Source organism: Marinobacter sp. DS40M6, from assembly GCF_028581595.1.
Taxonomy (GTDB): Bacteria; Pseudomonadota; Gammaproteobacteria; order Pseudomonadales; family Oleiphilaceae; genus Marinobacter; species Marinobacter salarius.
Map to the genome: position 1 here is coordinate 636,096 of NZ_JAFCAE010000001.1, position 11,814 is coordinate 647,909.

An 11,814-nucleotide genomic window follows, 5' to 3' on the forward strand; every position below is an offset into this window, starting at 1 on the left:
AGGATTCCGTGAATGCTGAAACTACTGATGGTTGGGGCCGGTGGTATTGGAAGCTACTACGCAGCAAGGCTTCTGGAGTCGGGGCACCGGGTGGTGCTCACTGCTCGCGGAGCCCATCTGGATGCCCTTGTCAGCAACGGCCTGAAGGTCCACTACGGGGGGAGGGAACTGATTCATCGTCCAGAGGCCTTCAGCCACCAGCAATTGGTCGCCCGATTCCATCCTGACGACTTTGACGTCATTGTCATTGCCCTGAAGTCGACAGCCACCGAGTCGGTCGTGGATGAGCTCGGAGCCTGGCTGAGGCAGGGCCGGGTTCCTGTATTGTCCCTCCAGAATGGTGTTGATAATGAGCCATTGCTGGCAGAAGCCATCGGGGCCGAGCGGATCATCGGCGGGCTTGCGGTGCGGATCGGCGGGCATATTGTGCGGCCAGGTGTTGTCGAAGCAGAGGGCGTTGCTGAGATCGTGATGGGCGAATGGCCTGCGGCGCGTAAGCCCGGCAGCGCGCGCTCGTTGCTGCTGGAGAAACTCGCGGCGGCATTCGACGGCTCGGGTATTCCCACCACGCTTTCCGACAACGTTCGCTACGAGCTATGGCGTAAGCTGGTGATCAACAATGGTGTAAATCCCCTCTCGGCACTGACAGGATTGGATACCCGCAGCCTGACTCATCGTCCCGAGTTCAGCAGGATTGTGTATGGCATGATGGCGGAAACCGTTGAGGCATCAAGGGCCGATGATGTAAACCTCACGAAGGAAGATCTCCACGAAATGTTCGAGTTGATCAGTTCCTTCAATGCAATCAAAACGTCCATGCTGATAGACAGGGAGAAGGGGCGCCCCCTTGAACTGGACAGTATTGCGGGCGCTGTACTTAAACGTTGCGCCAATCTTGGCATCGATGCTCCATACACGTCGACCATCGCCACTTTGTTGAAGCAACAGGCCTCCTGACTTCCCGCTGTGAGTTGGTGCTCTTGCCGCTCTCGTATACCCAGTTATTTCTCATGCTCGCGTTCTTCTTTGATGACCTAACGCATGCTGTTTCGGTGGTGTCTTTGTTGGTTGTTGATTGATCACCTGAATTTATATAAAGTGAACTCATTAACAATAAGTAAATGAGGCGAGAGATGTTTGGTCAATCACTTGCGGGCGCTACCGTCCTTCAGGGGGCACATCCGGAAGAGGTGTCTTCGTTTGTTAACCAGCATATCGGGCAGCATCGCCTGGAAATGCTTGGAGAGCAGAAACGGAAGTCCAGTCTCAGCTTCAGGGAATTTGCCGGGTTCGGGATGTCCCAACTCAGTTACGGTAACCATGTACGGGTAAAAAGCCCCGAACTTGAGTCCATCTATCACTTTCAGGTGGTCACTCGGGGTGAGTGTGTCTGGCATCAGGCGGGCGAGCGCATGAAGGTTCGCAGTGGTCAGGCGGTTATGGTGAACCCTTATGAAAAGATTGATCTGGAGTATTCGGATGATTGCGAAAAGCTGATCATCAAGGTTCCCGAGCATGTACTCAATAATGCCCGTGAGTTATCACACGGTCGGTTGCCGGAGGATGGCATTCGCTTTACCCGGGCGCCCGTGGAGCTTCGGCTATGTCCTGCCCTGATCAATATCATGGAGGCGGTGCTGTCCGAGCTTGATGATGCCGAAGACGAGGACATAAACCCGGTTTGCGGCGCCTATCGTGAAATTATCCTCAAGAAACTGCTGAAAGTATTTCCCAGTAACTGGTCCAGCCAGGAGAACGGTGCGGCCTGTACGCCCATGCTGGGTAAAATGCTGCGGTACATTGAACAGAACGTGCATCGCAACATCGATATAGAAGAGCTTTCCAGTGTCTCCAATATGAGTGTTCGATCCATCTACAATGCTTTCTCCAAGGCCTTCGCGACGACCCCCAAGTGTTACATCAAGCAGTTGAAGTTACAGAAGTTGCGGGAAGACCTTTTGCAGGGAAAGTGCCGGAATGTCACCGAGATCGCCCTGGAATATGGCTTCAGTCATCTGGGCCGGTTTTCTTCGGATTATCGAAAATCCTTCGGCGAGTTGCCCTCTGAAACCCTGCGAATGGCCGGTTAATCCCGGCCATTACCTTCCCGTTGTTGCCCGCAGATCTGTCGGGTAACCCGGTCACTGCATTCCCGGACCTGTTCGAACAGGAATGAGCCTTCGCTGATGTCGGTGTCCCGATCAAGACCCAACAGGGTGATGACGGTGACAATGCTGCCGTTGATATCGAATACAGGGCGGCTGAGCACATTGATTTCGGGGAGGTAATCACTGAAAAACGCGCAGTAGTTATCCCGTTTGATGGTTTCCAGATGAGGTTGCAGTTCCTCCCGGGTGATGGGTTTGCCCCGATGTTTCGGGAGTGACTTGGCGTTCTTGTAATACTGGTCCACCAGTTCCTTGCGTCGCTTCGCTGGCAGGTGGGCCAGGTAAATCCTGCCTGAGGCTGAGTTCAGTGGCGATAGCTCGGCGCCCAGCCTCACGTTGACCGAGATTGGCTGGCTTGAGTCCAGCCACTTGATGATCAGTGGGCCGTTGCCGTTCCAGACGGTGACCGACACGGTTTTGTCGGTTTCCTCATTGAGCCGGTCAACGGCTTCGTAACTCAGCTGAATCGGGTTGATGCGCCGGAGTGCTGAAATGCCCAGGGTCAGGCTGGAATTGCCCAGGGTGTACTGGGTGTGATTCACCTGATTGATGTAGCCCTCTCGCAGCAAACTGACCAGGTATTTGTGGGCGCGGCTAGGTGACAGATCCAGGGCGCCCGACAGTTCCTTGAGGGTGGGTGGCTTTGGCGCTGTGGAAATATAATTGAGGATATGCAATCCGATTTCCAGCGAACCGATTCCTTGCCGCTTTGGGCTTTCTTCTGCCATGGACGTTACCATTTTCGAATGACTGGTGCTGCCGTGTACCAGCGGAAAACAGGCACCCTGGAGACGGCGGGCACCTGTTTTTCGGGTTGTTGGCAAGGATACCAATTCTGAAGGTCCGGATCAGAATTTGTACTTGGCCATGACCTCAACCTGCTGGCCTTCCGGCAATAGCGGGCCGAAGGCGAGATTGTACTTTCGCCACTCTATCCCGGCTTCCAGATCCTGGGTGATGTTATGGATCAGGTTGACGCGATGGGCTTCGTAGTTGGTGTCGGCGTCGTCATCCACTTCGACGGCTGTATAGGCGACGTTTGCCCGCCACTCGTTGTTGATGACGTAGCGAAAGCCAACGTCAAACCCTGCCTGGCTGACAGCGTCGTCGTTTTCGACATCCGGTGACGACAGGCTGTTGTTTACGCCAACACCGGTGAATGCACCAAGCCCTTCACCGTAGTGAGCATTCACGTTCAGGCTGTGAGGCCCGATCATGAACTTCGAGCCGATGGCGCCGCCACCCACGAAGTCGCCGTTTTCAACTTCGCGTCCTGACGCGGTGAGGATAACACGGTGACCACCGTCGAGACTCAGGTTGTAGTTAACCGCAAGATCAGGCGTGTCGGCGTCGTTGTTGACCGGGTCCTGAGCAGTAAAACGGAAGCCGGCAACCTCGTGGCTAACCAGGTTTGTGCGGAAGTTGAACCCGCCCAGGGTGCCTCGCGGCCCGCCCAGGAAATCCAGGTAATCGTGATAGGCAACGGCCCAGAACTGGCCGGTCCAGGTTTGCCCCACGGTGGTCTGGTCAACCTTGATGAACGCGTGGCGAAGCCGTAGGTCGTTGTTCTCGCCGGGATAGGTGCCGCCGTAAAAGTCGCCTTCCACGAAGCCGACAATGGTATGGCCTTCCTTCTGGGTCACCGTCTTGAGGTTAACGCGGGACTGGTTGGAACGGCCGAAGATGCGGGAATCTCCGTCATCGACCTTTTCATAGATGGCTTCGGCTTTGAAATAGCCACCGATGCTGAATTTGGTGTCGTTGAACTCGCCGAGTTCGAGAGCGTGAACGGCGGGGGCCGCGCTGAGACCGGATGCAATAGCGAGCGCTAGTAACGAATGTCGATAGTTCATTTACCTTCTCCTTGTTGTTTGGCATTTGAACTATCGGTTATTCAGGCGTTGGCAAATATCCGGTTAATGAACATCCCTATCCGTTTTTTGTACTTATCTCTGGCACGGTGCAGGGTTCCGTCACCGTTCCAGATGACGACCATGGAATCGCAGATGGTCCTCAATGAAGCTGGCAATGAAGTAGTAGCTGTGGTCGTAGCCCTCGCGCAGATTCAGTTCCAGCGGGTAACCGCTGATATGGGCTGACGCCTCAAGGGCGTCGGGGCGAAGCTGTTCGGCCAGGAAATTGTCAGCGTCACCCTGATCCACCAGGGCCGGCACGAATTTCTGTGCCTTGCGCATTAACAAGCTGGCATCGTAGGCAGCCCAGCGCCCGGTATCGTTGCCGAGATAGGCGGCAAAGGCTTTTTTGCCCCACGGGCAGCTGACCGGATTGCTGATCGGGCTGAAGGCAGACACCGACTGGTATGTCTGTGGATTGCGCAATGCCAGCACCAGGGCGCCATGCCCGCCCATGGAATGTCCCGCGACAGAGCGTTGATCGGTTACTGGGAACACCGACTCCACCAGTGCCGGTAGTTCATTCAGCACGTAATCGTACATGCGGTAATGCGTGTTCCAGGGGCTCTTGGTAGCATTCACATAGAACCCCGCCCCCTGGCCAAGATCGTAACCGTCATCGTTGGCGACGTCGTCGCCTCTGGGGCTTGTGTCCGGGGCCACAATGGCAATGCCCAGTTCGGCGGCTACGCGGTGGGCGCCCGCTTTCTGCATGAAGTTTTCGTCGGTGCAGGTCAGGCCCGATAGCCAGTAAACGACGGGTACCTTTTGCCCACTAGCCACCTGTGGTGGCAGGTAAATCGCGAAACGCATGACACAACCAAGGGTGTCGGACTGATGGCTGTACTGCTTGTGCCAGCCACCGAAACTTTTGTTGCTGCTCAGGTTTTCGATGCTCATCAAGAACTCCGTGGGTGAGTCGCCTGCCATGGGTGGCAGGCGACCGCGCCGGTCACTTATCGAAATGGATCACGCTACGAATGCTCTTTCCTTCGTGCATCAGTTCGAACGCCTCATTGATGTCTTCAAGCCCCATGGTGTGGGTGATGAAATCGTTGAGTTTGAACTCGCCCTGCAGATACCGCTCGACAATTCCAGGGAGCTCGGAGCGGCCTTTGACGCCGCCGAACGCGGAGCCTTTCCAGACTCGACCGGTCACCAGTTGGAATGGGCGGGTGGAAATCTCCTGGCCAGCACCTGCGACACCGATGACGACGGATTCGCCCCAGCCCTTGTGGCAGCATTCCAGGGCAGAACGCATCACGTCGACGTTGCCAATGCACTCAAAGGAGTAGTCCACGCCGCCATCTGTCAGTTCGACAATGACTTCCTGAATGGGTTTGTCATAGTTTTTCGGATTGATGCAGTCGGTCGCGCCCAACTGCTTTGCCAGGTCAAATTTGCTGTCGTTGATATCAATAGCAATGATGCGGCTGGCCTTGGCCATGGTAGCGCCAATAATGGCAGACAGGCCGATGCCGCCCAGGCCGAAGATCGCCACGGTGGCACCTTCTTCCACCTTGGCAGTGTTCATGACGGCGCCCATGCCGGTGGTTACTCCGCAGCCCAGCAGGCACACTTCTTCCAGTGGCGCTTCTTTGTTCACTTTGGCCAGAGAGATTTCCGGCAGCACGGTGTACTCGGAGAAGGTGGAGCAGCCCATGTAGTGATAGATTGGCTGGCCATCCTTGTAGAAACGGCTGGTGCCATCGGGCATCAGGCCCTTGCCCTGGGTTTCCCGGATCTTCCCGCACAGGTTGGTTTTACCGGAGAGGCAGAATTTACATTCCCCACACTCTGGCGTGTAGAGGGGAATAACGTGATCTCCAATCTCGACACTCGTGACACCTTCGCCGATGGCCTCAACGATGCCGCCGCCTTCATGGCCCAGAATCGCGGGGAAATTACCTTCGGGGTCGTCTCCGGAAAGCGTAAACGCATCGGTGTGACAGACGCCGGTAGCGATCACCCGCACCAGAACTTCACCAGCTTTCGGCGGCATTACATCCACCTCTTCAATGGAGAGTGGTTGCCCCGGTCCCCAGGCAATGGCTGCTTTTGATTTGATCATCTCGCTCATAATTCTCTCCGTTTGTGATGCATCTGTATTTGGATACTGCCCGAATGATCTGGTCATTATATTTGCTGCACAGATGTTGATAATGACTTTGTTCGTGAAATCACTTTTACTCATGTGTAATAATCAGGGTGTCTGAAGCAAAAGTAGGGTGGTGACATGCAGCGCTGGGAAGGTGTAAACGAATTCGTGGCGGTGGCTGAAACGGAGAGCTTCACCCGGGCGGCAAAACGCCTGGGCGTCTCGACCGCTCACGTCAGCCGACAGATCAGCGCGCTCGAAGACAGGTTATCCACCCGTCTGTTCTATCGAACGACCCGGCGCGTCTCCACTACTGAGGCCGGGCAGATCTACTATCAGCATTGTCGCCAGATACTGGACGCCCTTGAACAGGCGGAGCGCTCTATGACCAATATGCAGCTGGTGCCCCAGGGCCGGCTGCGACTGACCGCGCCGGTAACCTACGGAGAGAAGTCGATCGCACCGCTGGTCAACGACTTTGTACTGCGGTATCCCGAACTCGACGTTGAAATGAAACTGACCAATCAGCAACTGGACCTGGTGGCGGAAGGTTACGACCTTGCGGTACGGCTTGGTAAGCTGGACGACTCCAGCTTGATGGCCAGGCGTCTTGCCTCCCGGACGCTCTATGTATGCGCCTCGCCAGCTTATCTCGCTGTCCATGGCACCCCGCACTCTCTGTCTGAGCTGGAACACCATAATTGCCTTCAGGGGAATCTGGGTTACTGGCGATTTCAGGATGCGGGTCATCCCCGCAATGTCCGGATTCGTGGAAATGTGCGTTGTGACAGCGGCAGAGCCTTGTTGGATGCGGCGCTGAAGGGGGTTGGTATTGTCCAGCTGCCGGATTATTACGTTGGGCCGGCACTCGACGCGGGTACGCTGATACCTCTTCTGACCCATTACCAGGAAGACGATGACGGTATCTGGGCGGTGTATCCCCATAACCGTCACCTGTCGCCAAAGGTGAGAATGCTGCTGGACTACTTTGTGGATTCACTGGGCGTGCCAAACGCCTGATTGGGGCTAAGCCCAATCAGGGTATTCAGACACTGAGCGCGGTTTCGACCTTTTCCAGATTCTGGTCCAGCTCTTCAGAGCTGCCATCAAAGTGAACCTGTCCTTTCACCACCACCACATGACGGTCACAGAGCTTTTTCAGTGCCTTGATGTTCTTGTCCACGATCAGTGTGGAAATGCCCGACTCACGAATGGTGGCAATCACGTTCCAGATGTCCTGGCGGATCAGCGGCGCCAGACCTTCGGTCGCCTCGTCCAGAATCATCAGTCGGGGATTGGTGACCAACGCGCGGCCGATCGCCAGCATCTGCTGCTCGCCCCCGGACAACTCCGTACCCAGGTTTGACAGGCGCTCCTGAAGGCGCGGAAAGGTATCCATGACCCGATCGAAATTCCAGCCGGTGTTGCCGTTGCTGTCGGGGCGGGCGGCCATTTGCAGGTGTTCCTTCACCGTCAGATTGTGGAACATGCCCCGGCCTTCGGGAACATAGGCTATGTCGCGGCGCATCCGCTTCCAGGTCGGCAGGTTGCTGATGTCCTGTCCGTCGAAATACACATGACCACTGCGGGGCGGCACGATGCCAAGAATGGACTTGAGCGTGGTGGTCTTGCCCATGCCATTACGCCCCATCAGGCTCATGGACTGCCCCTTATCCAGCCGGAACGACAGATCGTGAAGGATGTGGCTTCGGCCATACAGGGTGTTGAGGTTTTTAACTTCCAGAAGACTGTTGCTCATGCCGCTTCCTCCTCGTCTTCCTTGCCCAGGTAGGCTTCTTTCACCCGGGGCTCGTTACGTACTTCATCCACGGTGCCGGTGATCAGATGGGTGCCGTTGTCCAGTACGGTCAGCTGGTCGGAGAGCTCGAAGATGGCATCCATATCGTGTTCCACCAGCACAATGCTGTAGGTCTGCTTGAGTTCGTTCAGCAGTTCGATAATGCGCTGGGACTCCTCGTGCCCCATCCCCGCCATAGGCTCATCCAGCAGCAGGATGCAGGGGTCGGTTGCCAGCACCATCGCCAACTCAAGCTGGCGTTGCTCACCGTAGGATATTTCCGCTGCGACGGTGTGGATGCGGCTTTCGAGCCCCACCTGGCACAGCGCTTTTTCAGCCGCTTCCCGAACCAGCTTGTTGGAATGACGCGACGCGAACAGATTGAAGCTGCCGGTGAAGCGGCGTTGAGCGGCCACGGCGCAGTTTTCCAGGCAGGTGACATCGGCGTAGATGTTGGTTTTCTGGAAGCTGCGGCCAATGCCCCGGCGCACAAACTTCCAGGGTTTCATGCCCTCAATCTGATCGCCCTTGTGGAAAATGCAGCCGCTGGTCGGTTTCAGTGTGCCGCACAGCATATTCAGCAGCGTACTTTTGCCCGCGCCGTTGGGACCGACCACGCCGTGCAGTTGTCGGTCATGAAACTGCAGGGAAATGTCGTTGAGTGCCTTGATGCCGCCCCAGTGTTTGCTGAGGGATTCGGTTTCCAGAATGATGTCGTTGGCCATGATTATTTCTCCAGCAGCTTTTCAAGGTAACCGGCCAGGCCTTTGCGCAGCAGCAGGACCATCAGGATGATCGCGCCGCCCATGAACAGCATCCAGTCTTCGCTCATGTGCTCGAAGAAATACTGCAGACCTTCATAGGTAATGGTGCCGAGAATGGCGCCGTAGATGGTGCCCATACCACCGAGGATGGACATCACCAGCGCGGTACCGGACATTTCCCAGGTCATGAATTGCGGATTGACGTAGCCATACTGCAGGGCGAACAACAGTCCGGCGTAGGCCGCCAGGGTGCTGCCAATGATGTAGCTGATCAGACGGAACGCGAAAATGTTATAGCCCAGGGCCTCGGTGCGTTCCGGATTCAGGCGGCTGGCTTCCACAATGCGGCCAAAGCGCGAACGCAGGATGATCTTGATGGCCAGCAGGGTGACCAACACCGCCAGCAGCGACAGGTAATAGAAGTGCGTGGGGTTATCCAGGTTCAGGAAGTTCAGGCCAAAGATGCTGGTTTCCGGCTTCATGAAAATGAACAGACCGTCGTTACCCCCGAACTCCAGGGAGTCGAAGAAGAAGTAGTACACCATCTGCGATATCGCCAGGGTGATCATGATGAAATAGATGCCAGAGGTTCGCAGCACCACAACACCGACAACCAGAGCGACCACAGCGCTGATACCCATGATGTACAGGGCGTAGAGCCAGAAATTGACGGCTTCGTATTCCGGCGTAACGATCACGAACAGGTATCCACCCAAGCCGTAGAAGAGTGCGTGCCCCAAGGTCACCAGGCCAACACGCCCTACTAGAAAATCCAGTGACATCACGAACACCGCCAGGATCAGGATGGTGGTGGCTTTGCCGACGAAGAACGAATTGTCCTCAAGGAACAGAGGAATACAGAGGGCGATCACAAAGAAGATCGCCAGAAAGATGCGCTCGGTGCGTTTCTCGAAAATCATGTTCGGCTCCCGCTTACTTGGCGAACAGGCCCTGGGGCTTCACCAGCAGCACCAGGATCATAAAGATGTAGATAATCATGTTGGACATGGTGGGCATCAGTACCGCAGCAAATGTGCTGATAACCCCCACCAGGAGGGCTCCCACAAAGGCGCCTTTGATCGAACCCATGCCGCCGATGACCACCACCACGAAGCAGGTAATCAGGACGCTTTCGCCCATACCCGGAACAATGGAGCGCATGGGGGCGGCGATAATGCCAGACACCGCGGCCAGCATGACGCCAATCGCAAACACGATGGTGTAGAGGCTTTTGATATTGACGCCCAGGGCTTCCACCATTTCCCGGTTGGATTCCCCTGCGCGGATCAGCATGCCCAGGCGGGTCTTGCTCACCACAAAATAGAGCGCGGCGGCGATGGCGATACAGATGAATGCCGCAAAGATGCGGTAAATCGGGTAGCTTGAGTTGTCGGTGAAGGGTACGGAGCCGCTCAGCGCGTCAGGAACCGCGACGCCATAAGGGTCGTTGCCCCAGAGAATGCTTTGCAGCGAGTTGAACACGAAGATCATGCCGATGGTCAGCAGTACCTGATCCAGGTGGTTGCGGTTATACAATCGCTGTATCAATACCCGTTCGATCAGTATGCCCAGGCCGAGGGCGATGACCGCCGAGAGAATGGCGGATACCGTAAAGCTGCCGGTTACCGCAACGAAGTACCACACCAGATAGGCACCGACCATGTACATGGAGCCATGGGCCAGGTTAAGGATGCCCATGACACCAAACACCAGGGTCAGGCCGGAGGCGATCAAAAACAGAAGCAACCCATACTGGAGACCATTAATAAGTTGCACGAAGAAAAGTTCGGTAGACATAGTGATACCCAACGGTTTTACGGATAAGTCAGTTCAGGTGTGGGCAAGGGAGCTTCAGATGAGCCCCCGGCTTTCGCCGGGGGATTCAGAACCCGTGCTTAGAGCTTGCAGCCACGGGCAGGGTCTTCCAGCGCTTCGGCGGCGATGCTCTGCACCACGTTCACGCCGTCCTTCACTTCCCGCAGATAGACGTTCTGGATCGGGTTGTGGGCCTTGGAGAAGGTGAACTCTCCACGCGGGCTGTCGATGGTCAGCTTTTCCATGGTGCTGATCACGGCCTGCTTGTCCGAAATGTCACCCTTGAGCTGGTCGATGGTGTTAGCGATAGCCTGCCCCGCGTCATAGCCCTGTACGGCGTAGATGTCCGGGTAGTGGCCGTATTCGGTATTGAAGGCTTCGCGGAATTCCCGGTTCTTGGGAACATCCAGTTGCTCTGCATAGTGCAGACCGGTCATCACGCCTTCGGCAGCGTCGCCCTGCGCCTTCAGAGTGCCTTCGGTGAGGAAGCCGGACCCCAGCAGCGGAATCTTGCCGCGCAGGCCCATGGCATCGTAGTCCTTCACGAACTTGATGGCGCCGCCGCCAGCGAAGAAGGTGAATACAGCATCGGGATTTGTATCCGCGATGGAGCTCACGTGGGACTGGAAGTTGGTAGATGGGAAGGGCAGGAGCACTTTCTCGACAATCTCGCCACCACCGGCAGTGAACGACTCTTCAAAAGCGTCCAGGCTCTCGCGGCCCATGCCGTAGTTCCAGCTGATGGCATAAACCTTCTTGTACCCCTTTTCCAGAGCGACTTTGCCCATGGGGTAGGATGGCTGCCAGGATGAGAAGGACGTCCGGAACATGTTGGGCGAGCACAATGGGCCTGTGGCCGCTGCCGCACCTGCGTTCGGAATGATCATCACGGTATCCTTGCCACGAAGCATCTTGATCATGCCCATGGCAACACCGGAATGAACCGGGCCAATTATAAAGTCCGCTTCGTGTTGGTTCAGCAGCGACGACGCCAGTTCCGGAGCCCGTGATGGTTTGGCTTCGGTATCCAGCTCAATAAATTCAATGTCCGCGCCGTGCAGGTTGGCGGCGTTTTCCTTCAGCGCCAGCTTCAGGCCGTCGCGCCCGGCTTCGCCCAGTTGTGCGTAGATGCCACTGAACGGCAGCATGACGCCAATTTTTACCGGATCGCCGGCGGCATGTGCGCCAAGGCTCATGCCTGCGGTCAGCGTGGTTGCCAGTACTGCGCTGGCAAGGGATTTGGTCCTGTTCATTTCAA

The 11,814-nt window shown here is 56.2% G+C and carries 12 protein-coding genes; 3 read left to right on the forward strand and 9 right to left on the reverse strand.

Annotated features, from left to right (window positions below):
* Window positions 1-12: 12 nt before the first annotated feature.
* Both JJO78_RS02845 and JJO78_RS02850 read left to right on the forward strand, forming a co-directional pair.
* The gene (locus JJO78_RS02845; RefSeq protein ID WP_036202345.1) at window positions 13-957 is read left to right on the forward strand and encodes a ketopantoate reductase family protein; all 945 of its coding nucleotides are present in this window, start codon (window positions 13-15) and stop codon (window positions 955-957) included.
* Window positions 958-1,133: 176 nt separating this feature from the next.
* Window positions 1,134-2,090: an AraC family transcriptional regulator gene (locus tag JJO78_RS02850; RefSeq protein WP_075195481.1), complete on the forward strand. Its 957-nt coding sequence runs from the start codon at window positions 1,134-1,136 to the stop codon at window positions 2,088-2,090.
* Here JJO78_RS02850 and JJO78_RS02855 read toward each other — a convergent pair.
* The 4 genes from JJO78_RS02855 to JJO78_RS02870 all read right to left on the reverse strand — a co-directional run bounded on the left by JJO78_RS02855 (window position 2,087) and on the right by JJO78_RS02870 (window position 6,152).
* Window positions 2,087-2,896: an IclR family transcriptional regulator gene (locus tag JJO78_RS02855; protein ID WP_036202351.1), complete on the reverse strand. Its 810-nt coding sequence runs from the start codon at window positions 2,894-2,896 to the stop codon at window positions 2,087-2,089. The two genes, JJO78_RS02850 and JJO78_RS02855, sit on opposite strands and share 4 nt — an antisense overlap.
* 120 nt (window positions 2,897-3,016) lie before the next feature.
* Window positions 3,017-4,021, reverse strand: coding sequence for a porin (locus JJO78_RS02860; RefSeq protein WP_273622776.1), 1,005 nt, complete (start codon window positions 4,019-4,021; stop codon window positions 3,017-3,019).
* Window positions 4,022-4,141: 120 nt separating this feature from the next.
* A complete protein-coding gene (gene fghA / locus JJO78_RS02865; protein ID WP_273622777.1) occupies window positions 4,142-4,981 on the reverse strand; it encodes an S-formylglutathione hydrolase in 840 nt (279 codons plus the stop codon).
* Window positions 4,982-5,033: 52 nt separating this feature from the next.
* Window positions 5,034-6,152: an S-(hydroxymethyl)glutathione dehydrogenase/class III alcohol dehydrogenase gene (locus JJO78_RS02870; protein WP_227662382.1), complete on the reverse strand. Its 1,119-nt coding sequence runs from the start codon at window positions 6,150-6,152 to the stop codon at window positions 5,034-5,036.
* A gap of 165 nt (window positions 6,153-6,317) precedes the next feature.
* Here JJO78_RS02870 and JJO78_RS02875 point away from each other — a divergent pair, with 165 nt between their 5' ends.
* Window positions 6,318-7,199, forward strand: a complete 882-nt coding sequence (locus JJO78_RS02875) for a LysR substrate-binding domain-containing protein (RefSeq protein ID WP_041333583.1) — start codon at window positions 6,318-6,320, stop codon at window positions 7,197-7,199.
* A 25-nt stretch (window positions 7,200-7,224) separates the two neighbouring features.
* Here JJO78_RS02875 and JJO78_RS02880 read toward each other — a convergent pair whose 3' ends face one another.
* From JJO78_RS02880 to JJO78_RS02900, 5 genes are all read right to left on the reverse strand, one after another.
* Window positions 7,225-7,938, reverse strand: coding sequence for an ABC transporter ATP-binding protein (locus JJO78_RS02880; protein ID WP_075195476.1), 714 nt, complete (start codon window positions 7,936-7,938; stop codon window positions 7,225-7,227).
* On the reverse strand, window positions 7,935-8,702 hold the full coding sequence (locus tag JJO78_RS02885) for an ABC transporter ATP-binding protein (protein WP_075195475.1): 768 nt from the start codon (window positions 8,700-8,702) through the stop codon (window positions 7,935-7,937). The genes JJO78_RS02880 and JJO78_RS02885 overlap by 4 nt, the downstream gene beginning before the upstream one ends.
* 2 nt (window positions 8,703-8,704) lie before the next feature.
* The gene (locus tag JJO78_RS02890) at window positions 8,705-9,661 is read right to left on the reverse strand and encodes a branched-chain amino acid ABC transporter permease (protein WP_075195474.1); all 957 of its coding nucleotides are present in this window, start codon (window positions 9,659-9,661) and stop codon (window positions 8,705-8,707) included.
* Window positions 9,662-9,674: 13 nt separating this feature from the next.
* Window positions 9,675-10,538, reverse strand: a complete 864-nt coding sequence (locus JJO78_RS02895) for a branched-chain amino acid ABC transporter permease (protein WP_273622778.1) — start codon at window positions 10,536-10,538, stop codon at window positions 9,675-9,677.
* 98 nt (window positions 10,539-10,636) lie between these two features.
* On the reverse strand, window positions 10,637-11,809 hold the full coding sequence (locus tag JJO78_RS02900) for an ABC transporter substrate-binding protein (protein WP_136633955.1): 1,173 nt from the start codon (window positions 11,807-11,809) through the stop codon (window positions 10,637-10,639).
* Window positions 11,810-11,814: the final 5 nt, after the last annotated feature.